Source organism: Streptomyces sp. NPDC088810, assembly GCF_044750305.1.
Taxonomy (GTDB): domain Bacteria; phylum Actinomycetota; class Actinomycetes; order Streptomycetales; family Streptomycetaceae; genus Streptomyces.
The window spans coordinates 202,810-221,492 of the sequence record NZ_JBIVJQ010000013.1 but is presented as its reverse complement, the minus strand read 5'-3'; the positions used below and the strand labels follow the sequence as shown (position 1 = coordinate 221,492).

The following is an 18,683-nucleotide window of genomic DNA, read 5'->3' as shown; positions in this document are numbered from 1 at the left end:
CGGACGGGGAAACCGCTCACGGTGGCCGCCGTCGGAGACGCGGTCCTCACCGCCGTACCGGCCGGGCGAGTATGAGCCCCGCCCTGGGGTCTGCCGCTCCGCCCCGTACGACGCCACTCCATCACGCCGTGATGTCGGCTCTCGGTCTCGGCGTCCGAGCCACTCCCGTCATGATGACGGGATACCTGGCAGTGACCCTGATCGCCGCCCCAGCACCCGTGGTGGTCACCTGGCTGGTCAAGGAAATCCTGGACGGGTTCGCGGCATGCACACCAGGACGTTCCAGGCGGCGGTCCGCAGGAAACGACGCTGCGTGGCAGGTGCCGGAGGCTCGCCGGAAGTCGGGGAGCCGCCTGGCGTGCGAAGCAGCGGCGGTTACAGAGCCCAGGGCAGTTCGCGGGTGTCCTCGGCGCCGAGCACGGAGGCAATTCCGTCGGAGCGCATCGACACATGGGCCCCGGCCCGCTCGGGTGCGTGGATCCGGCGGGCGAGGGCTGGCGGAAGGACCAGGGTCTGGCCGGCCGAGACCTTCTGGGTCCGGCCGTCGCAGGTCACCTCCAGGGCGCCCGCGGTGACCGTCCAGACCTGTTCACGGCTGATGGCGTGCTCGGGGCCGGTCGCACCGGCAACCATCGTGACGGTCCAGGTGCTGAGTTCGGCGCTGCCACTGCTGGGCCCGCGGCGGCGCACCCTGGGGGAGCAGGATCTCAGTGTAGCCGTCCATGGTGCCGTCGTCGTGGACGGCGGACGTTCTTGTCCGCGGCGAAGGTTTCGGCGAGGTCGTCGAAGCCTCGATGGTTTCGGTTATACGGTGCAGCATCGCCTGGGCACGTGCTTAGGCCCCGCCGTTGGAGCTCCTTGCGCGGCCGCAGGTCAGCGTGGGCCTGCCTGGGGGCGGCGAGAGAGTCGAGCCTTCCAGTACGGACAGATCCCTGCGTCACCGATCCGGTGATGAGTCATGGGGCTGTGCTGACGTGCCGGAAGTGCGTGGTCAACTTCCCGGAGTCCTCGAGGACATGGAAGGCAAGTGCGGGTGGGTGGTCCAGGTGGACGTGGTCCTGGGGGTGCGCGCGGTGTTCCCAGGGAAGGCGGAGAGTGGAGACGACTCCAGGAGCCACGAGCAGCGGGCGCCCGGCGAAGACGGTCGCTGCGGCTGTGTGGGCGTGGCCGCAGAGGAATGCTGCGATATTGCGGTGTCGGTCGGCGAGGACCATGAGCCGCTCGGCTCCGAACTGGCGGATGCCGTCGATGAACGGGACGTGCAACTGCGTCGGCGGGTGGTGGAAGCCGACGAGCACGGGCGTTCCGTCGGAGGTTCGGGCCAGGACGTCCTCGAGCCACGCCAGGGTTTCGTCCGAGAGGAAACCCTCGTCCTTGCCCGGCACCGAGGAGTCGCACATCGCGATGACCGCGTCAGCGCTCCGATGCACCTGGTTGACCGGAGACGTCGAACTCGCCTGCCCGAGAAGGTGAGTTCGAAAGGCATCACGCCTGTCGTGGTTCCCGGGACAGAGCATCACCGGGTGCCGCGAGGAGAAGAGCCGACGGGCCTGCTCGTACTCGGCCGGCAGACCGTGATCGGTGATGTCTCCGGTCACCAGGACCGCGTCCAGGTCGTACGGCAGCTCCTCCAGGTGCCGCATGACCGCTCGGGTGCGTTCGATACTGCGTGGCTCACTGTCGATGTGAGTGTCGCTGAGGTGGGCTATCACGATCATCGAGGATGTCCTGTCACTCCCGGCCTGTTGATCACCTGGGACGAGGCTAGGAGGACACCGGCCCATGAGTAAGATCCGGTTCTATGCGGAAAACCTGGTCCGGTTCGCGCATCGACCTGCACATAGACCTCGACGCCTCGAAAGGCCGCCGTTCGGCTCTGGAGTCGGCGCTGCGCGACGCGATCCGCCAGGGGCGCCTGGCCGCAGGGACACTCCTGCCCTCCACCAGGGGGCTGGCCACCGAACTCGGACTGTCCCGCGGCACGGTGACCGCCGCCTACGACCAACTGGTCGAAGAGGGCTACCTGACCACCCGGCCCGGGTCGGGCACCACCGTGGCCGACATACCGCCGGAGACCGTGCCCTCCCCGTCAGCCACACCGAGACCGGCAGGTCCCCGCCATGACCTGCGCCCAGGACTTCCCGACGTCAGCGACTTCCCCGCCCGGGCCTGGCTCGCGGCAACACGCCGGGTGGTGGCGGGCTCCCGCTCGGTGGTGCTCGGCGCCGGAGACCCGCAAGGCCGGCTCGAACTGCGTACCGCGCTCGCCGACTACCTCGGCCGCACCCGCGGGGTGGTCACCAGCCCCGACCGCATCGTCATCACCTCCGGCTACTACCAGAGCCTGCGCCTGCTCAGCGCCGTGCTGGCCCAGAACGGAGCCAGAGCGGTAGCCGTCGAGGATCCCAGCCACAACGTCTTCCGCGGCGTCGTCCAACACGCCGGCCTTGCCACCGCGCCCATGCCCGTCGACGCCCACGGAGCCTGCGTCGACGCGCTGACGCACGAGGTCGACGCCATGCTGCTCACACCCTCGCATCAGTACCCCACCGGTGTCCCTCTTCATCCCAGCCGACGCCAGGCCGCCGGCGCCTGGACACGCACCACCGGCGGACTGATCGTCGAGGACGACTACGACGGCGAGTACCGCTACGACCGCCAACCCGTCGGCGCCCTCCAGGGCATCGCCCCCGACCGGACCGTCTACTGCGGCACCGCCTCCAAGACCCTCGGCCCGGCGCTGCGCCTGGCCTGGATGGCCCTGCCGCCCCAGCTGGTGAAGCCGGTGGTCGAAGCCAAGCAGCAAGCCGATCTCTACACCGAGAGCCTCTCCCAGCTCATCCTCGCCGACCTGATCACCAATCACGCGTACGACCGCCACATCCGCGCCACCCGCCTGCGCTACCGCCGGCGACGGGAATTGCTCCTGACCCGCTTGTCCGGTGTGAAGGGACTGACCGCCCACGGCGTCCCGGCCGGTCTGCACACCCTCGTGACCCTCCCCGCCGACTGGCCACCTGAAGACCAGGTCCTCTCCCTCTGCGCCCGGCAGGGACTCGCACTGCGCGGCCTGTCCGAACTCCACATTGATCCGCGCGGGCGCCCGGCAGGCCTGCTCATCGGCTTCGCGGCCCCACCCGAACACGCCTACCGGCCTGCTCTCGACGCACTGTTCAGTACGGTCCAGGAGCTGGTGGCCAGCCTTAAGTGACATTTCGAAATGAGGTTCGGAGTCGTCGTAAGCAGATGATGCTGCAGGCGAGTCGAATCAGCCCGGGGTGGAGGTCGGCTCGTATCTCGTAGCGGGTCCGCAGGCGTTTGAACTGGTGTAGCCAGGCGAAGGTTCGCTCGGCGACCCACCTCGTCCTGCCTAGGCCGGATCCGTGGGCGGTGCCCTTGCGGGCGATCGTAGGCGTGATGCCACGAGCGCGGAGGAGCTGACGGTACTCGTCGTAGTCGTAGCCGCGGTCGGCGAACAGCCGCTGTGGTCGAGCCGCTCGTGCGCGGCATCCCGCCGATTCGCTCCCGCCGCGGCCCCGCAGACGACGGCCCGCCAAGCTGCACTCGGACAAGGGGACGACTACGACCACCTGCGCCGATGGCTACGCAGCGTGGCATCCAGCACCGCATCGCCCGCAAGGGCAACGAGTCCCCCACCCGGCTGGACCATTGAGTGCACGATGTCCTGGCTGGGCGGCTGCCGCCGTTTGCACCGCTGCCATGACCGCAGACCGTGTCCTACGTGGTGAAGCGGACGGTAACCCGGTACGGGGCGGGAACGTGGAGTTGGACCGTGCCGGACGGGCTGTGGGACATCGCGAAGCCGCTGATCCCGGAGCAACGAACACGGCCGCAGGGCGGCGGAACAGCCAACACCCCGGATGAGACGCTGTTCGCGGCCATCATCTACGTATTGGTCAGCGGAGAAGAACGTGTTGGTGGGGGGCGCGCTGCTCGGAGCGATGGCCGGAGTGTGGCGTCTGGTACGAGTGCTGCTTCGGTTCGACGAGCAGCGCCGAATGGGCCGCTGACTACGGTCCTTCTCCTTGAGGTCGGTAGCCTTCCGGTGTGGGGATCGTTGAGCGGCTGGTGCCGAGTGAGTTGTGGCAGTTGTTCAGCGGGTGGTTCTGGAAGTGCCATCGCGGCCGCAGGGTGGTGGTCGGCGTCGCTACGGTGACCGCGAGGTGCTGGCGGCGATCGTGTTCGTCGCGACGTCAGGCTGTACGTGGCAGCAGTTGCCTGCTGCGTCGTTCGGGCCATCCGGCGCCACGACCCATCGCAGGTTTACCCGAGTGGATGAAGGTTAGGGTGTGGGCCAAGCCCCACCGCCTGGTCCTCGACGAACTCGGCTCCCGAGGCGACCTGGACTGGTCGAGGTGCGCGATCGACTCGGTGAACATGCGGGCCCTACAGGGGGGACATGACGGGTCCGAATCCTGTCGACCGAGGTAAGTACGGCTCGAAGATCCATCTGATCACCGAGCGGACCGGTCTGCCCCTGTCTGTCGGGATGTCCGACGCCACCGTTCATGACAGCGAGGCCACGGTTCCGCTAGTGAAAGGCATACCGCCCATCCGGTCCCGCCGAGGCCCCCGCCGCCGCAGGCCTGGCAAGCTTCATGCCGACGAGGGCTACGACTATCGCCACCTGCGGCAATGGCTGTCTCAGCGTGGCATCCGGCACCGCATTGCCCGCAAAGGTGTCGAGACCTGACAACGACTCGGCCGACACCGCTGGGCGATCGAACGCACCATGGTACTGCCAGAGCCGGGCCGTCGTAGCCGAGCAACATCCCGCAGCGACGAAGGCGCGCGCCAGGAGCATGAGCTCCTCCGCCCGGCGCGGAGTAACAGGCCGGGCCTTTGGAAGGCTGGCGGCCGGCTCTCCCGCTTCCAGTACCTGACGTGGGCAAGCCTTCCACCAGCAGCGCGGGAAGCCCTTGGCGCTCCGCGTAAATCGGCATTGTCGGTGGTGGCTGGAACGCTGGATGGCATGAACAGCGACGACGAGCAGCTGCTGCGCGGCCGGGTCTACGGAGCCGACCCCGACCACCCGGGACCGCTCCCGAGCCGGAGCTACGTGGAACTGGTCGGCGGCCCGTTGGACGGGCTGCTGCTGGACATCACCGGCTGGACACCGGATGAGATCGACACCGGTGTCTCCCTGCTGACGGACCTCGGGCAGTTCGGGCCCGGCGGCCGGGCGCAGTACGACCCGCGGCCGGGCGACCGCAGCCGTTTCGACTGGTCCGGCGACAGCCCCTGACCCGGTCGCCGGCCTCGTCAGGGCTGCCGAAGGGTGCGACGTCTTCGAGGGAGAAGTCGGTGCGCGGCCGGTGCCATCGTGCGGGGCGCCGCCGGCGGTCGGTGCTGTCGCGGGCGATGTCGACGCCGACTTCCACGACCAACTGGGGCAGCCGCATCCGGAACCGAACCCGGATCGGAGAGGCGTGCGGCCGGGCTCGCCGGTCCGCATACGCGACGATTTCGTCTACCGGAGCGGTGGGCGGCGTGCCCTCGGTGGCGGTTCTCGCTGAATCCGCCACGATCGCGCTCGCGACAACATCGAAGAGGTGATCGGCCCGTGGTGCGAGTGAGAGTTGATCGCTGAGCCACGCGAGTGCCGCTATCAGCGCGAACAGATCGACGCCTTCGATATCCCCCCGTGCCATGCTGCGGCCTGGCGGGGCTGAGAAGCAGCGCTCCGGCTGTGCGCAGGATGACGGATGAAGTACGGAGCGCGGATTCGGTGCCTCGATGGCGGCCGGCCATCAGTGCGGTCACGCCCCGGTACTCGGTTGTCCAGGCAACACAGTCGCGCAGCCACGAAACCAGAGCACCGGAGACGTGCCGACCCGAGCGGCGGTACCGCCCCGATGGCCGGTACCGCGATCGGGGCGGTCGTGCATCTGCCGGCCACCGCTTCCGAGTAGGGCCGGGACCTGTCCTCGGTGAGCGGCATCCCGGCGGACAACGCCTACCGTCTTCCGCCGACCTGACGGCCCGGCCTCACTTCAGGTGCCGGCCGAAGAACCGGTCCCCGTCGTCCACCTCGAACCACGGGGTGCCGGCGTGCCCGCCCATATTGGCGTGCAGCGTCTTCTCCTTGGTGCCGAAGGCGTCGAACAGGTCCAGGGCCCGCTGTCGGGGGTTCCCTTCGTCGTCCCACTGCAGCAGGAACAACAGCGGGATGGTCGTCTGGCGGGCCTCCTCACGCTGGGCGCGCGGCACGAAACCCCCGGCGAAGAAAGCGGCGGCCACGATGCGCGGCTCGACCACCGCGAGCCGAATGCCGATGGCGGTCATCCCGGAGTACCCGACCGGGCCGCCGATCTCGGGCAGCGAGAGGAGGGCGTCCAGGGTGGCCCGCCATTCCGGGACCGCCCGTTCGACCAGCGGGCCGACGAAGGACTCGAAGATCTCGTCGACCGGCTCGCCGGCCTGCATCGCCCGGCGGAGGTCGGCGCGAGCCTGCTCGTCGACGGTGGAACGGGGGCGTTCCCCGTGCCCGGGGGCGTCGATGGCGGCCACCGCGTAACCGTACGCCGCGGACTGCCGGGCCCGAGCCACCAGCCGGGGTTCCCGCCTGTGCAAGCCGCCGTTGTGGCCGATCAGGATCAGCGGGGCCGGTGCGGCGGATTCAGGCATCCACAGGGTACCGGGGATCTCGTCGAGGGCGAATTCGCGTTCGAGGACGCCGTCGTCGAGGTGCTGTTCAGAAGTGAATCGCATGGTCGTGCCTTTCGGGAGTGCTTTTGAACGGCGCTCCCGGACGACCTATCGCCCGACCGTGACCCCGGAGGGGAGCACCCATGTCGATACAGCGTTCACGGGTACCACCTCCTCCTTCTGTCGCACGGCCTCCGGCAAGCTAACAGCGGTCGCCGTGGTCCGCCAACAAGTTTTTTGCGGCGGTTCGGTGGCCGGCTGCCATGGCGACATGCCATCCGCAAAGCATGCTCGGCGTACTGACGGGGGGCCAGCGGCGTAAGCCCTGTTGCGATCGTCAGAGACCCCCCAAAGAGAAGGGCTGACATGTACAGTCCGATCTGGAGTGTGGTGGGTGTGCGAGGCACGCCCGCCGGATTCCAGAGGCGCGGAGGTCGTAGGGGGAGGTCGTGTCATGTTCGCAGTGATTTACCGATGGCGTTTGCACGAAGGCAAGGAGGAGCAGTTCGCAGCTGGTTGGCACCGCGTGACACAGGCGATGCACAAGCACTGCGGCAGCTACGGATCACGCCTGCATCAGGCCGATGACGGCACCTGGGTGGCGTACGCCCGGTGGCCGGATGCCGCCACCCGCGAGGGGTGCCCAGACGTGGACCCCGAAGGGGAAGCCATGATGAGTGAGGCGATCGCTGAGCACCTCCCCACAATTCGATGTCATGTGGTGGACGACCTTCTCGCAGAGCCCCGTGATTAGGTCCGGCCGATCCTGTGCGGAGCCACATGACCAGAGCCGCCGCAATGCCAGTGTCGAGGAGGAGTAGCCGCGCTTGTCATGGCGCGTAGCCACGGCCCGGGACTGCCTGCCTGTTGACCGCCTGCTCAACGGTGTTCCCTGGGATGCTGCGGCGCCGCAGGTTGGTGCGGTACGGACTGTTGCTGTACCCCTTCTCGGCCGCGAGGCTGTCGAGTTTCGTGCGTGGCCGGCCCGTGGGACGCTCGGCGCTCGCCACGCAGAAACTTGCCGATGTTCTGGAGCTCGGTGACGGCCACGCTGACGAACTGGTTGAAGGGAACCTGTTCGAGGGTGTCGTTAGCGGTATTGATGTCGGCCAGGGTTGCGTCGTTCTCGTGGGCTGTTCGGTTTGATCAACTGGTGTCCAAGCCGTCCCAGGACTCGCCGGGGTCGGGCCGGCCTCTCGACGGTGGGGGTCCACCTGGGGAAATGAGCAACAGAGCCCCCTTGGTAGGGTGCGCCGATGTCCTCGATCAAGCAGTTCCAAGTCACCTTCGACTGCGCGGAGCCGGAGCGTCTTGCTCGCTTTTGGTGCGAGGTGTTGGGGTACGTCGTACCACCACCGCCGGAGGGGTTTGCCACCTGGGACGATTTCAAGCGCTCGCTGCCACCTGAACGGCAGGACGCATGGTTCGCGTGCATTGATCCCTCAGGTGTGGGCCCGCGACTGTTCTTCCAGCGCGTTCCCGAAGGGAAGGCAGCCAAGAATCGGCTGCATCTCGACGTGCGGGTAGCCACCGGACTCACGGGGGAAGAGCGCCTCGCCGCACTCGAGGCCGAGTGCGCACGACTGGTCCCGCTCGGCGCGGTACACGTGCAAACACTGTATGACGGCAATGATGCGTGCATCCCAATGCTGGACATCGAGGGCAACGAGTTCTGTCTTGACTGAGCATCCTCGGAGTCAGCGAGGTGGGGAGCTGCCTAGCTTGGGCTCGGATCTCGTGTAGGGCGGAAGTCATCCCGTGAAGGGCGAGGTTGTGCAGCCGGGCGATGCCGAGCATGGCGGTGTGGACACCGTCGCCCTTCAGGCGGCAGTCGCCATGGATCTTCCAGGTCTTCATCCGGGCAAAGGTGTGCTCGACGCGGGAACGGACCTGCTTGTGTGAGCGGTTGTGCTGCTGCTTCCAGTCGGTAGGTCCGGGCTGGCTCGGTGGCGGTACGGCATCACGAGTCCGGTGCCCGGGTAGCCGCCGTCGGCGATCGTCATGGTCTTGCCGACGGCGGCATTGTCCCCGCTCTTCCCACGCCTTGCAGTCGTTGTGGTTACCCCGCAGGGGCTGGCCGATCACGACGATGACTTGGGTGTCGGCGTCGATGACGACCTGGTGGGTTGGCGGAGAACCTGTAGTAGTTGGACTGTCCGGCGAGCGTGTGGTCGTGGGCGGGTACCAGGGTGCCGTCCGATGAGCACGGTGTCCTTCGCAAACGCTGCCTGGGCTGGAGCGCGAGGAGTGGACCGAGCTGGTCGATGATCCGGTGCGCGGTCGACTTCCAGACGCCGAACATCGGGACGAGCTGGCGCATCGTCAGGTGCGCCCGTCGGTAGGTGCCAGCATCAAGCAGCACCCGGTCCTCCAGCGGAAGCCCCCAAGGCCGCCACGTGCGGCCCGCGTCCACCCCCTCGCGGCGCGGCGCGGTCACCAACTCCCTAAGCAGCGCGGGCTCAGTGCGGTGAACGGGGATAGGACGGCCCTGACGCCGTGATCACACCGGCCACATCGAGATCATCCAGCCCCATGGCCAAGAGTTACGCGACACCCCTTAGGGCGTCCGCCACTAGGTGATCGTTCCATGCCTGCCAGGTTGTCTCTCCGCCGGCGTCACCTAGCTGATGGGGTCGCAGCGTCGTAGGCGGCGCGGGCGGTGGTGATGTCGGCTCGGTGGCGTTCTGCCCAGCCGACGAGCCCGGTGAGGGTCGCGTGGAGTTCGCGGGCCATGGGCGTAAGGCTGTATTCCACCTTGGGCGGCACGGTGGGGTATACGGTCCGGACAAGCAGGCCGTCGCGTTCCAGCTTGCGCAGGTTCAAGGTGAGCATGCGTCGGCTGATGCCCGTGATGGCGCGTTCCAACTCGGTGAACCGCACCGGCCCGTTCGCGGCGGCGACGAGGATCCCGATGCTCCACTTGCCCGCGACATGGTCGAGGACCTCGGTGAGCGGGCACGCCTCGTTGCTGACCTGGTCGGACACATCGGTGTGACTGCGTGACACGAAAGTGCCTCCTTCCGCCGCACGCCATGGTTACAGAAGATGACTGCTGTAACAAGTCGTGCACCATTGGAAGGGGGCCTTGTGCCCAGAACCGTCTCATCAGCACAGACACCTCGTTGGGCGGCATTGGCCGTGCTCTGCGCCGGTCAGTTGATGGTCATCCTCGATGGAACCATCGTGAACGTGGCACTGCCGGCGATCCAGCAAGACCTCGGATTCTCCTCGTCGGCTCTGGCCTGGGTGGTCAACGTCTATCTGGTCCCCTTCGGTGGTCTACTACTGCTCTCCGGTCGGCTCGGCGACCTGATCGGGCGCAAGCGCGTCTTCATCACCGGCTTGAGCATCTTCACGACCGCCTCGCTTCTCTGCGGTGTGTCGCAGAATTCGGCGATGCTGCTTGCCTCCCGGTTCGTCCAGGGCATCGGCGGCGCGGTGACCTCCGCCGTCACCCTCGGCATGGTCGTGACGCTGTTCCCGCAGTCGGATGAGCGGGCCAAGGCCATCGGCGCCTACAGCTTCGTCCAGTCAGCCGGTGGCTCGTTGGGCCTCCTCGCCGGCGGTGTCCTGACCCAGACCATCAGCTGGCACTGGATCTTCTTCGTCAACGTGCCGATCGGCATCGTGGCCGCGCTGTTGGCCGGTCGCGTGCTCGCGTCCGAGCACGGTGTCGGCCTCGGCAAAGGGGTCGATGCCGTGGGCGCACTCCTGGTCACCTCCGCACTGATGCTCGGTGTCTACTCGATCGTCGACACCACCAACTACGGCTGGGCTTCCGCGCACACGCTGGGCTTCGGCGCTGCGGCACTCGCCCTGCTCCTGGCATTCGTCACCCGCCAGGCGAAGGCGAGTCACCCGCTTCTGCCGCTGCGTGTGTTCCGCTCGCGCAACGTCTCAGGAGCCATGGGCATACAGGCCCTCATGGTGGCCGGGATGTTCAGCTTCCAGTTCCTGTGCGTTCTCTACCTGCAGAAGGTGCTCGGCTTCGACGAGGTCCACACCGGCCTCGGCATCTTCCCGGTCTCGGGCGCGATCGGCACGCTGTCGCTCGGCTTCTCACCCAGACTGATCTCACGTTTCGGCCCCCGTGCCGTACTCCTTCCAGGGCTCTTGCTGATCACGGCAGGTCTCGCCGTCCTCGGCCGCGTACCGACAGGAGGGAGTTACGCGGCGGACGTCCTGCCTGCACTGCTGCCGCTCGGTATCGGCTTCGGCCTCGCGATGCCGTCACTGGCCACGCTCGCGATGTCAGCGGCCACGCGCCAGGACTCGGGTATCGCCTCCGGCATGTTCAACACCATGCAGCAGATCGGCAGCGCCTTCGGCCTCGCGGCCCTCAGCACCCTCGCCGCCTCACACACCAATGCCCTGCTGGACGACGGGGCCAACACCACCTCAGCACTCACGGGTGGCTACCAGTTTGCCTTCCGTATCGGCTCGTGCATCGTCGCCGCTGCTCTCCTCCTCGCCGCCACCCTGCTGCGCTCCACCACCACGACACAACGTCCAGCCGCCGAAGAGAAGCCGGTCACCGAGAACGCCACTCGCTGACCAGGCGGCGACGCCACCCCAGGCCGGGGAGGATTCTGTGTTCGCAGGAGGAGATGTGCCTGTCGTGCCATCGCTGATCATCGCTCCCATCCGCGAGGAGTTTCTTGCGTCCTTGCCGATGCGGGTCACCACCCATCCGCCGGGATGCCATCGCCGACGGATCCCGGACGAGGTGATCTTCGACAAGCTCGTGGTGTCCGGGATGGGGTACGAGCGAGTGGCGGACGCGACGTGCTCGGCGACCACCTTGCGCAGGCGCCGTGACGAGTGGATAGCCGCCGGTGCGGGCGATGACCCTGCGCCTAGCCGCGCTTTCCGCCTACGACCGCATGATCGGCCTCGGCCTGCAACAACTCACCGCTGATGGCTGCCAGACCAAGGCTCCCTCGGGCGGCGAGTGCGCGGGCAAAAGCCCCTTCGACCGGGCCAAACAAGGTGTCAAACGCTCACAGCTCACAGCTCACCGATGCCTACGGCATCCCGCTGGTCGCCGAGCCCGCACCAGCCAACATTCGCGGCCACACCCTGCTGCCCGCCACCCTCAACCGCTACGACGCCCTCGCCAAGATGCTGGGCCCGTTTCCCGAACGACCGGCGCTGAGCCTGGACGCGGGCTACGACTACCGGCCGGTCCACGCCGACCTCGACACACGAGGCATCACCGCGAGGATCACCAAACGCGGCGAACAGACGCCGATCCAAACCGACGGACGGTGGGTCGTGCAGCGCACGCACTCGTGGATGAACAACTTCGGCAAGCTCGGCCGGTGCACCGAACGTCGCCGCGTGTGCATCGACTTCTGCTTGGCCCCTCTATCGCTGGCCCAACCGCCTACGAAGCCCGCGCATCCGGTGACCTACTGGCGGGACGCTCTTAGCGCAAGGACGGACGTTTCCAAGTCGGCCAAGCTCGCTGAGGCGCTGCCGTACTGGCTTGACCACGTCGTCAAGCCCCGACGGAGGCTCCGCACCTTCGACAAGTACGAGGAACAAGTCCGGCTCCATCTGGTGCCGCTTCTAGGCCGTGTATCGAAAGTGGATCTTGAGCTGTGAATGATCTCGGTTCATGGGTGGGGGAGATCTCACGGACGAACAGTGGGCGGTGCTGGAGCCGTTGTTGCCGAAGGCCACGAGGGTCGGGCGGCCACCCACCTGGCCTCGGCGGTAGTTGATCGACGGCATACGGTTCCGCGCCCGAACCGGTGTTCCGTCGTGGAGACCGGTCGACCGGCTGTCATGGAACCGGACCCGGTGCCGGCCGAGCTCGTCCTGCCGCGCGAGGTCGCCGCGGCAATCCGGGCCGCGCGGTCGAGCGGCTGGACGCCCCGCTTCGACGGCTCGCCGTTCGAGCTGCGCCTTTCCGCCGCCGGCTGACCGGGACGGAGCGCCGGAGGGTCCAGGAAATGGTTTGCCGACCCGGTGGCTGTGTGTCACCGTTCGGCCTGGACCGGCAGTTGATCATCGGCGGCCGGTCCAGGCCGACATGTCGGCGGCCTCTCGGGATCCACCGGAGAGGTGACGAAACGATGGGAACCGGTGCCGTGGGGAACAATTACGAGGACGAGTGTCGCCGGTCGTTGGCCGAGGAGCAGGCGAAGAGCCTTGCCGGGACCAACGACTGGGAACATGTGGACAGGGAGCGGGTCCACCAGGACTGGGACGTCCTGTACCGGGAGATCACGGCTTTCCTGGACGGCGGCTCCCTGCCAGGGGACCAGCAGGTCCAGGAGCTCGTCCGCAGGCACTTCGACATCGTTAGCCGGTTCTACACCCCCTCCAGGGAGGCTTACGTCGGCATGTCGCTCTTCTACGCCGAGGACGAGGCCATGAGGGCGTTCCACGATTCCTACCACCCCGGGATGGTGGAGTTCATGGGCGCCGCGATCAAGGTGTTCGCCGAGCAGGGGAGCGGGTTCGCCCCCAGCGCAGGGGCCGAGGCTTCGGTGTAGTCGGGCGACACCGGCCAGGACATGCATGGGCGGGGTTCACGCCCAGGGGCTGTCGCAGCCCCTGGGAGGAGGAAGCAGAGACCGGGGTCTCGGGCTGGTGCCGAGGCAACATCGTGCGTGAGGACGACTTCGTCTGCGTCTTCTGCAAGAGCGATCTGCCCGTTGCGTGGAACGTGGATCCCGCTGCGTGAGACCGCGGGTCACAGCCACTCGGTAATGGTCGCGACGAGGACGGTCGCCTCGTAGCGGACGGCGAGCTTGTCGTACCGCGTGGCGACAGCGCGATGTCTCTTGAGGCGGTTGATCGCGCACTCGACCGCGTGACGCTCGCGGTAGTCGGCCGGGTCGAATCTCGGCGGTCAGCCGCCGCGGGAGCCGAGCTTCCGGCGGTTGCGCGCCTGGTCGGCCTTGTCTGGGATGGTGCAGCGGATCCCGCGTCGGCGCAGGTAGGCGCCGTTCTTGCGGGAGGCGTACGCCTTGTCGGCCCGCACCCGGTCGGGGCGGAGGCGTGGCCGGCCCGGCCCGATGCGAGGCACACGGATCTTCCCCAGCACGGGCTCGAACTGAGGCGAGTCGCCGCGCTGACCGGCCGTGACCACGATCGCCATGGGCTTCTGACCGTGCTCGACAGCCAGGTGCAGCTTGGTGGTGAACCCGCCGTTCGAACGTCCCAGCCCGTGATCGCCGGGCTCGGTTAACACGCCACCCGGTGGTTCTTTCTGCAGGTCACCCTGCTTGCGGGCCCCGGCCGCATGCTGATGAGCTCGGCACACCGTGGAGTCGACGCTCAGGTCCCATGTGATCGCACCTTCCGCGTCGGCCAGGGACTGGAGAGGGGTGAGGATCCGGTGCCGAATGCCATTCCGCTGCCATCGACGGAATAGGTCGTAGATCCGGCCCCACGGTCCGTACTCGACGGGCACGTCCCGCCACGGAACACCGGTCCGGACCCGGAACCGTATGCCGTCGATCAACTGCCGCCGAGGCCAGATGGGTGGCCGCCCGACCCTCGTGCCCTTCGGCAACAACGGCTCCAGCACCGCCCACTGTTCGTCCGTGAGATCTCCCCGACCCATAAACCGAGATCATGCACAGCTCGGCCTCCATCTGAAGGCTGACGACAACACGTGGGATTCTTTGCAGATGGACACATTCACAGCCCGGCTGGACGACGCATCGGAGTGGTGGTCGGCAGCTATTGAAGAAGCGCAGGAGGGGCGCTGGGTGCGTGATGCCGTGGAGCGGCAGGTGCTGGCGGACATCATGGCCGCGACGAATGCCCTGCACGGGGGTCGATCGGCGCCGTTCACCGAGGACTCATGGCACGTACGTATCGGGCGGATCGCCAATTGGGCCGGGGTCCTTCGGCTTGCCGCCCGGGCAGGGGGATGGGAACTCCAACCTGTCGTCGGGCGTCGTCCGAAGCACCCTGCGGGTATGGCCGAGCTGCTGTCTGGCATCTACGCGATCGGCGAGCAGGGCGAGAAATGGATGACGGAGCTTCTTCGAGAGGGCCGGGTACCACCAGAGAAGGAGATCGCCCAGGCCGAGGGTTTCCTGACCGGTCCAGGGTCCATGGAGGATCTCGAGCTGTTCTTCTACGACAGCTGACAGTCATCTCTGCTCGGTCAGCACCGCGCCCGGCTGAGGATGGCGGCGACATGGAGTGCGGCCTGGTAAGCGAAGGCGAGCTTGTCTGTCCGTATGGCTAGGCCACGCCCTTGCTCGAGCCGGTTGATGCATCGTTCGACCGCGTTGCGCTGCTTGCCTGTCTCGGCGTCAGACGCAGGCGGCCGACGCCTGCGCGGCCTGGCCGCAGACGGTGGCCCCACCTGATCGGACGACTGTTGGAATGACGTCACGGACGCCGCGCCGGCGGAGGGGCCCCCGGATCGTGCGGGACGAATACGGGCGGTCCGTCAGCACGGCATCCGGTCGGGCCCTCGGCCTTCCCGGCCCCCTTAGGGGAACTCGGATGCCTCCCATCACGGTCTCCGAGCGTGTGGTCGTCGAGCCCGCCCCGGCCCGGTGACGCCGACGGGTTGGCGATCTTGCGTCTGCTGTTTCCTCGTGCTGCACCTCGTTGGCGCCGTAAAGACGGCCACCGACGACGTCCGGCCCGACTGCTACAAGCACTTCGCCGAGTGGAACAACGACGGCGGCGAGGGACTCAACAAGGCAGTGGACTGCACGCACGAGAGTGAGAAGTGGCGCGAGAAGACCCCCGCCTGATCACCTTCTCGTCTGTGCCTTCGTCGTCCTGGGTGCCCTCCTGGGTGTCGTCGACTGGGCCACACTTGGCGGCAACGACGGGCCGCCGGAGTGCGCGAAGCACCTCACGAGCACGTCGGGCACCAGCGAAGCGGGCCGCAAAGTGGTGCCATGAGCACCACCCCGACGACACGCCCGCTTGCACGAAGGCCGTCTCCGCTGACGAGGATGACCGCAACGTGGGCAAGCGCTCGATTGCAAGCCGATCCAAGCGCCGGTCCTGTCGGTGAACAACTGACCTTTGCCTGGCGCACAGCGCAAGGAGTGCGGCGCGCGTCGCCGCGCCGCACGCGCCGGCGGCTCCCTGTGACGGTTCCCTTGCGGCCCTGACGGTCGTACGGTGGTCGACCAGATCGTCCGGATGCGCCCGGACCAACCGGGCCCACCGGGACGACCGAGGTGCACTGCGGACTTCGGAGGCGCAGGCGACGTCCGGCGGTCGGCGGCATCGGGTGATCGGGGACACCGGGGGATTTCAGGGGGCGCGTGGTGGAACTCGACAACCTGGCCGCGCGCTTCTTCGAGCTGCAGGCGCAGTACTGGGAGGCGGCTGACGCAGGACTGCTGACCGGACGGCTCTTCCAGGAGCTGACCATCCTGGGACGAAGGCTCCTGGCGGTTCTCGGCCGTCCCGGCGGCTCCGCACCACGTCCGGTGAGGGCGTCCGACGTCGCGGGCATCCTGCTGGACGCCTACGGCCGCGAGCTGACCACCCACCAGTCCGGCGTCCGCACGTACCGGCAGGTCAAGGAGCACTGGGCGGCGGCCGAGGAGTTCACCCTCCACGCGGCCCCCGACCAGCTTCGCACCTTCCTGGCGGGCAAGGCCCAGTACGAGCTCCAGGAGGGCCGGGTCAGTGAGGCCCTGGCGCTCGTGGACCGGGCCGCCCGCCTGCCGCACGCCCTCCCTCGGCCACCGCACGGCACATCGCCCGCCTTCTACGGCGACCTTCGGATCCTTCGGGCCGAGGCCCTGTACCGACTGTACGACGCCGAAACCGCCCTAGAGGTCCTGGAGCCGCTGGAGAGAGAACTCGCCGCTGTCCTCCCCGACGGGCCGATCGACGAGACCGACCCCGAAGCAATGCGCCCTCTCGTGGCCCACCTCGCGCGCGGCGGTGACGGACCGGCGACGGCCGCCGGGCTGCTTCAGGCGTCCACCGTCTACTTCCGGTTGCTGGATGTGAAAGCGGGCGCGCTACGGGACACGGGCCGGCCGGAGGCGGCCGAGCGGGCCTACCTGCTGCGCATGCCGCTGTACACGGCGTCCGGCCTGCCGGAAGCGGGACAGCTGCAACTGGCCCGTTGCGCGCTCGACCGCGGCGCTGTGGCCGAGGCATGCGAACGGCTGGACCTGGCCGCCGCGCTGTTCGAGGGCGTCTACGCCGAGGACCGGACCTCGATGCGGGCACATCTGCGGTTGGTGCGCGGCGCGGAGTACTGCCGCATGCGCGCGGAGGTGGCGCGGTTGTCGACGGCGGACGGGTGGTGGGAGCAAGCGCTGCACTGGTGTGACCGCGGGGAGCGCTGCACGGCCGACCACCCCGACGACTCCCTCGCGGTCGGCTTGCACGTCGAGCGCGCCCGGGCCCACCACGCCCGTGGGGACCGCGCCGGCGCGGCGCACGCCTACCAGGAGATGGCCCTCGCCCTCGACCGGGTGCTGCGGGTGCCGCTCGGCCACCGCTTCGACACGCTGCATCTGCGCTTCCGCCGGCAGTTGTTCGAAGAAGCGCTGACCTTCGCCGAGGAGACCGGCGACGCACGGCTGTGCGCGGTCGTCACCGATCTGCTCAAGGCCCGGGCCTTCTCGGCCCGGCTGTCCCTGGCCCGCTCGGATGTGCGGGACACGCCGGACGCCTCCGCCGGCGCCACCGAGCGCGCAACACGGCACGGACCGGACCACGGCGCGTTCGCCGAACTGACCGAACGGGTCGCGGACGCCGAGCGACACGGCGATCCGAAGGAAGTCGACCGGTTGCGCGTCGAGCGGGCCGAGCTGCTGAGCAGAATCCGTGCGACCGATCCTCGTTGGCACCTCATCAGAGACGACCCACCCTTCGACCCGGACCGGCTCACCCGCTTCCTGGCCGCCTACGGCACCTCCGCGCCAGGCAGCAACCCCGGCCGCTGCGTGGCCCTGAGCCTGTACGAGCGCCCCGACGGCATCCTGGCCCTGCTGGCCACGCCGGACGGCAAGCTGCGCATGGGCGTCCGGCGGCTGGACGGGAACGCCCTCAGCGCGTTGGAGGCACACCAGCGCGAGCTCCAAGGCAGATCAGTGCTCCTGGATTTCTGGCGTCATCACGGCATCGGTCTGGCCGACCTGATCCCCCCGGCCTTCGCCGACGCGATCGCGGACAGCGGCACGTGCCTGCTGGCCCCGCACGGACGCCTGCACACCCTGCCCTGGACGGTCGTCCGCCACCATGGCCGCCACGTGATTCGCGAAACGGCCATCGGCATCGTCCCCAACCTGTCCTGTGTGCCGCTCCTGGACCACCGGCCCGGCGGACCGGTCCGGGCCACCCTGCTGGGCGTCTCCCGACAGCCCGACGGCGAGACGCTCCTGGAAGTGGAACAGGTGGTGGGCCTTCTGTCCGAGTACCTGGGAGCGGAACGACTGCGCGGAGAACCTCTCACCGGCGACGACGCCACGGCCGCGGCACTGCGGAGCATGCTGAACTCCGGGCCTCCCCTCCGCAGCCGCACGGAGGTGCTCCAGATCATCACCCACGGACTGCCGGCACCCGGCGCCCCCTTCGGTGCCGGCGTACAGATGACCGACGAGGTGCTGGGAGCAGGCGAAGTCCTCATGAGCCGGATGTGCTTCCAAGAGGTGCTGCTCACCGCGTGCAGCAGCGGCGCGCGCGCCACGGCCGACCACAGCGGCGGACACGGGGCGCTCGCCGGGCCGACACCCCGGACGCCCCGCCCCCTCGAACTGGCCGGTGACGTCGCCAACGCGCTGGTCCACGCCTTCCACGAGGCGGGAGCGGCCTTCGTCCTGGCCAGCCCCTTCCGGGTGTGGTCGGTGCTCGCCACCCAGCACTGCGTCACATGGTTCGTCCACCGCTGCCACGGCAGCGCCCCGCTGGAAGCCGCCCGCCGGGCCGCGGTGGCACTGCTGGACGAAGAGGACTCTCCTGAGCAGACCGACCAGTGGGCCGGCATCACGGCCTACGGAGCAAGGTGAACCACAACTCCTGGAGGACGACGATGACGCTCGACGACGAACGGG

Annotated in this window: 16 protein-coding genes and 8 pseudogenes; 15 read left to right on the top strand and 9 right to left on the bottom strand. The window is 68.2% G+C overall.

Features of this window, described 5'->3' with window-relative positions:
• Positions 1 to 375 precede the first annotated feature (375 nt).
• Complete coding sequence (locus ACIP4Y_RS33090; RefSeq protein ID WP_401399485.1) at positions 376 to 633, bottom strand: cupin domain-containing protein; 258 nt, start codon at positions 631 to 633, stop codon at positions 376 to 378.
• A gap of 323 nt (positions 634 to 956) precedes the next feature.
• Positions 957 to 1,718, bottom strand: a complete 762-nt coding sequence (locus tag ACIP4Y_RS33085; protein WP_401399484.1) for a metallophosphoesterase — start codon at positions 1,716 to 1,718, stop codon at positions 957 to 959.
• Positions 1,719 to 1,801: 83 nt separating this feature from the next.
• Between ACIP4Y_RS33085 and ACIP4Y_RS33080 the strand changes: the two genes are divergently transcribed.
• Complete coding sequence (locus ACIP4Y_RS33080; protein ID WP_401399483.1) at positions 1,802 to 3,211, top strand: PLP-dependent aminotransferase family protein; 1,410 nt, start codon at positions 1,802 to 1,804, stop codon at positions 3,209 to 3,211.
• Here ACIP4Y_RS33080 and ACIP4Y_RS33075 read toward each other — a convergent pair.
• Positions 3,204 to 3,542, bottom strand: a pseudogene (locus ACIP4Y_RS33075) (transposase); the annotation flags it as partial. The gene ACIP4Y_RS33080 and the pseudogene ACIP4Y_RS33075 sit on opposite strands and share 8 nt — an antisense overlap.
• A 203-nt stretch (positions 3,543 to 3,745) precedes the next feature.
• Here ACIP4Y_RS33075 and ACIP4Y_RS33070 point away from each other — a divergent pair.
• The 3 genes and pseudogenes from ACIP4Y_RS33070 to ACIP4Y_RS33060 all read left to right on the top strand — a co-directional run.
• Positions 3,746 to 3,925 (top strand): annotated as a pseudogene (locus tag ACIP4Y_RS33070) (IS5/IS1182 family transposase); the annotation flags it as partial.
• Between the two features lie 143 nt (positions 3,926 to 4,068).
• Positions 4,069 to 4,711: pseudogene (locus tag ACIP4Y_RS33065) on the top strand (IS5 family transposase); the annotation flags it as partial.
• Positions 4,712 to 4,993: 282 nt separating this feature from the next.
• Positions 4,994 to 5,266 (top strand): hypothetical protein, encoded by a 273-nt coding sequence (locus ACIP4Y_RS33060; RefSeq protein WP_401399481.1) that lies wholly within the window; start codon positions 4,994 to 4,996, stop codon positions 5,264 to 5,266.
• Positions 5,267 to 5,513: 247 nt separating this feature from the next.
• Here ACIP4Y_RS33060 and ACIP4Y_RS33055 read toward each other — a convergent pair.
• Positions 5,514 to 5,838 (bottom strand): annotated as a pseudogene (locus ACIP4Y_RS33055) (TetR family transcriptional regulator); the annotation flags it as partial.
• A 171-nt stretch (positions 5,839 to 6,009) separates the two neighbouring features.
• The gene (locus ACIP4Y_RS33050) at positions 6,010 to 6,732 is read right to left on the bottom strand and encodes a dienelactone hydrolase family protein (protein WP_401399479.1); all 723 of its coding nucleotides are present in this window, start codon (positions 6,730 to 6,732) and stop codon (positions 6,010 to 6,012) included.
• 391 nt (positions 6,733 to 7,123) lie between these two features.
• Here ACIP4Y_RS33050 and ACIP4Y_RS33045 point away from each other — a divergent pair, with 391 nt between their 5' ends.
• From ACIP4Y_RS33045 to ACIP4Y_RS33035, 3 genes are all read left to right on the top strand, one after another.
• Complete coding sequence (locus ACIP4Y_RS33045; protein WP_401399477.1) at positions 7,124 to 7,423, top strand: antibiotic biosynthesis monooxygenase family protein; 300 nt, start codon at positions 7,124 to 7,126, stop codon at positions 7,421 to 7,423.
• A 143-nt stretch (positions 7,424 to 7,566) separates the two neighbouring features.
• On the top strand, positions 7,567 to 7,815 hold the full coding sequence (locus tag ACIP4Y_RS33040) for a hypothetical protein (protein WP_401399475.1): 249 nt from the start codon (positions 7,567 to 7,569) through the stop codon (positions 7,813 to 7,815).
• A 110-nt stretch (positions 7,816 to 7,925) separates the two neighbouring features.
• The gene (locus ACIP4Y_RS33035; protein ID WP_401399473.1) at positions 7,926 to 8,354 is read left to right on the top strand and encodes a VOC family protein; all 429 of its coding nucleotides are present in this window, start codon (positions 7,926 to 7,928) and stop codon (positions 8,352 to 8,354) included.
• Positions 8,355 to 8,496: 142 nt separating this feature from the next.
• Here the strand turns inward: ACIP4Y_RS33035 and ACIP4Y_RS33030 are convergent.
• From ACIP4Y_RS33030 to ACIP4Y_RS33020, 3 genes and pseudogenes are all read right to left on the bottom strand, one after another.
• A pseudogene (locus ACIP4Y_RS33030) lies at positions 8,497 to 8,754 on the bottom strand (IS5/IS1182 family transposase); the annotation flags it as partial.
• Positions 8,729 to 8,989 carry a hypothetical protein gene (locus ACIP4Y_RS33025; RefSeq protein ID WP_401399573.1) on the bottom strand — a complete coding sequence of 87 codons (261 nt, stop codon included), beginning with the start codon at positions 8,987 to 8,989 and terminating at the stop codon, positions 8,729 to 8,731. The gene ACIP4Y_RS33025 and the pseudogene ACIP4Y_RS33030, both read right to left, overlap by 26 nt.
• Before the next feature lie 296 nt (positions 8,990 to 9,285).
• On the bottom strand, positions 9,286 to 9,675 hold the full coding sequence (locus ACIP4Y_RS33020) for a winged helix-turn-helix transcriptional regulator (RefSeq protein WP_401399471.1): 390 nt from the start codon (positions 9,673 to 9,675) through the stop codon (positions 9,286 to 9,288).
• A gap of 153 nt (positions 9,676 to 9,828) precedes the next feature.
• Between ACIP4Y_RS33020 and ACIP4Y_RS33015 the strand changes: the two genes are divergently transcribed.
• The 5 genes and pseudogenes from ACIP4Y_RS33015 to ACIP4Y_RS32995 all read left to right on the top strand — a co-directional run bounded on the left by ACIP4Y_RS33015 (position 9,829) and on the right by ACIP4Y_RS32995 (position 13,172).
• Complete coding sequence (locus ACIP4Y_RS33015) at positions 9,829 to 11,223, top strand: MFS transporter (RefSeq protein WP_401399571.1); 1,395 nt, start codon at positions 9,829 to 9,831, stop codon at positions 11,221 to 11,223.
• 55 nt (positions 11,224 to 11,278) lie between these two features.
• Positions 11,279 to 12,010: pseudogene (locus tag ACIP4Y_RS33010) on the top strand (IS5/IS1182 family transposase); the annotation flags it as partial.
• Positions 12,011 to 12,117: 107 nt separating this feature from the next.
• Positions 12,118 to 12,246 (top strand): annotated as a pseudogene (locus ACIP4Y_RS33005) (site-specific integrase); the annotation flags it as partial.
• 189 nt (positions 12,247 to 12,435) lie between these two features.
• Entirely contained in the window at positions 12,436 to 12,597 is a 162-nt protein-coding gene (locus tag ACIP4Y_RS33000; protein ID WP_401399470.1) for a hypothetical protein, read from the top strand.
• Between the two features lie 152 nt (positions 12,598 to 12,749).
• On the top strand, positions 12,750 to 13,172 hold the full coding sequence (locus ACIP4Y_RS32995; protein ID WP_401399468.1) for a TipAS antibiotic-recognition domain-containing protein: 423 nt from the start codon (positions 12,750 to 12,752) through the stop codon (positions 13,170 to 13,172).
• Between the two features lie 200 nt (positions 13,173 to 13,372).
• On the opposite strand, the pseudogene ACIP4Y_RS32990 reads toward ACIP4Y_RS32995, so the two are convergent.
• Positions 13,373 to 14,248 (bottom strand): annotated as a pseudogene (locus tag ACIP4Y_RS32990) (IS5 family transposase).
• A 67-nt stretch (positions 14,249 to 14,315) separates the two neighbouring features.
• Between ACIP4Y_RS32990 and ACIP4Y_RS32985 the strand changes: the two are divergent.
• From ACIP4Y_RS32985 to ACIP4Y_RS32975, 3 genes are all read left to right on the top strand, one after another.
• Positions 14,316 to 14,783 (top strand): hypothetical protein, encoded by a 468-nt coding sequence (locus ACIP4Y_RS32985; protein WP_401399466.1) that lies wholly within the window; start codon positions 14,316 to 14,318, stop codon positions 14,781 to 14,783.
• A gap of 459 nt (positions 14,784 to 15,242) precedes the next feature.
• A complete protein-coding gene (locus tag ACIP4Y_RS32980) occupies positions 15,243 to 15,404 on the top strand; it encodes a hypothetical protein (protein ID WP_401399464.1) in 162 nt (53 codons plus the stop codon).
• A 528-nt stretch (positions 15,405 to 15,932) separates the two neighbouring features.
• Positions 15,933 to 18,638, top strand: a complete 2,706-nt coding sequence (locus ACIP4Y_RS32975; RefSeq protein ID WP_401399462.1) for a CHAT domain-containing protein — start codon at positions 15,933 to 15,935, stop codon at positions 18,636 to 18,638.
• Positions 18,639 to 18,683 lie beyond the last annotated feature (45 nt).

Excerpts from the sequence above, each read along its gene's own strand:
- ACIP4Y_RS32995 (WP_401399468.1), top strand. The coding sequence starts at position 12,750 with ATGGGAACCGGTGCCGTGGGGAACAATTACGAGGACGAGTGTCGCCGG.
- ACIP4Y_RS33040 (WP_401399475.1), top strand. The coding sequence starts at position 7,567 with ATGCTGCGGCGCCGCAGGTTGGTGCGGTACGGACTGTTGCTGTACCCC.
- ACIP4Y_RS33080 (WP_401399483.1), top strand. The coding sequence starts at position 1,802 with ATGCGGAAAACCTGGTCCGGTTCGCGCATCGACCTGCACATAGACCTC.
- ACIP4Y_RS33035 (WP_401399473.1), top strand. The coding sequence starts at position 7,926 with ATGTCCTCGATCAAGCAGTTCCAAGTCACCTTCGACTGCGCGGAGCCG.
- ACIP4Y_RS33050 (WP_401399479.1), bottom strand. The coding sequence starts at position 6,732 with ATGCGATTCACTTCTGAACAGCACCTCGACGACGGCGTCCTCGAACGC.
- ACIP4Y_RS33060 (WP_401399481.1), top strand. The coding sequence starts at position 4,994 with ATGAACAGCGACGACGAGCAGCTGCTGCGCGGCCGGGTCTACGGAGCC.
- ACIP4Y_RS33025 (WP_401399573.1), bottom strand. The coding sequence starts at position 8,989 with ATGCGCCAGCTCGTCCCGATGTTCGGCGTCTGGAAGTCGACCGCGCAC.
- ACIP4Y_RS33085 (WP_401399484.1), bottom strand. The coding sequence starts at position 1,718 with ATGATCGTGATAGCCCACCTCAGCGACACTCACATCGACAGTGAGCCA.
- ACIP4Y_RS32985 (WP_401399466.1), top strand. The coding sequence starts at position 14,316 with ATGGACACATTCACAGCCCGGCTGGACGACGCATCGGAGTGGTGGTCG.
- ACIP4Y_RS33090 (WP_401399485.1), bottom strand. The coding sequence starts at position 633 with ATGGTTGCCGGTGCGACCGGCCCCGAGCACGCCATCAGCCGTGAACAG.
- ACIP4Y_RS33045 (WP_401399477.1), top strand. The coding sequence starts at position 7,124 with ATGTTCGCAGTGATTTACCGATGGCGTTTGCACGAAGGCAAGGAGGAG.
- ACIP4Y_RS33015 (WP_401399571.1), top strand. The coding sequence starts at position 9,829 with ATGGTCATCCTCGATGGAACCATCGTGAACGTGGCACTGCCGGCGATC.